At 53.7% G+C, this 1058-nt stretch carries 1 protein-coding gene; it reads right to left on the bottom strand.

Annotated elements, in window-relative coordinates:
* The coding region (gene ftrA / locus G3N58_RS33820; protein WP_206001367.1) for a transcriptional regulator FtrA at positions 1 to 985 on the bottom strand (985 nt) is incomplete at its 3' end.
* Between the last annotated feature and the right edge of the window lie 73 nt (positions 986 to 1058).

The raw sequence follows: 1058 nt of genomic DNA, 5'->3' as shown, positions 1-1058 counted from the left end.
AAGGTTTAAGTCGACTGCTGAATACTTTTCGATACCTCACGGGCGATAGCGAATATTGCTTCTGGAACTGATGCCGCATGGCGGAGGTAGATGCATACCCAGCAATGCGCGCAATTTCTTCCATAGAAACATCGGTATTCTCGAGGAGATCTACCACCTTGGAAAGACGTTCGGCATTCAACCATTTCGCAGGGGATGCACCTACTGCTGTTTCGAAGCGCCGCAAGAATGTGCGTTTGCTCATTCCCGCCATCTCCGCCATGACAGCGATCGAGTAAGTCACGGTAAGATCAGAGCGTATTTTATCGAGCAGTGCTCCGAGTTTCCCGCTTTCATGCATGGGTGAAACAGCACGGTCGATAAATTGCGCTTGTCCACCGTCACGGTGTGGTTGCACGATCAGGCGACGCGCAACCATATTGGCTGCTTTGGTGCCGAAGTCGCGTCGAATCAGATGGAGGCAAAGATCGATCCCAGCCGCACCGCCTGCGGAAGTCAACACGTCGCCGTCATCGACATAGAGCACATCAGGCATGACGGTAACGTTAGGGTAACGCTCGGATAAGTACGGCGCGTCTTTCCAGTGAAGCGTCGCCTTGCGACCGCTGAGTAGTCCTGCAGCAGCCATGACCATGGCTCCCGAGCAGATCGACATGATGCGCGCGCCATTTCGATGTGCGGCGCGCAAAGCGTGGGTGAGATGGTCAGGTACGGGCACATCGAGTCCTTTCCATCCCGGAACGACAACTGTCCCGGCTTTCTCGATCAACCGGCAATCTCCATCAGCAAGAAAGCGAATTCCGGCCGTGCCACGCATAGGTCCCTGATCTACTGCAGCGACGGCGAACCGATACCAGTTCGCGCCCATTTCCGGGCGTTCGAGCCCGAATATTTCCACTGCGATAGCAAACTCGAACGTACATAGACCGTCGTACGCAACGACGACAACCAGAGGGTTCGGAAGCTCTGGCAGATCAACGGACATTGGCGTGAATCTGCCAAAATTTGGCACTAAGCTCACTTTTTTAATCTTCCTGCTGAGGATAAAATTATAAGAA

It is taken from the genome of Paraburkholderia sp. Ac-20342 (genome assembly GCF_017104985.1).
Taxonomy (GTDB): Bacteria; Pseudomonadota; Gammaproteobacteria; order Burkholderiales; family Burkholderiaceae; genus Paraburkholderia.
Note: the sequence above shows the minus strand (reverse complement) of the source record. Positions and strands in the feature narration are given on the sequence as shown.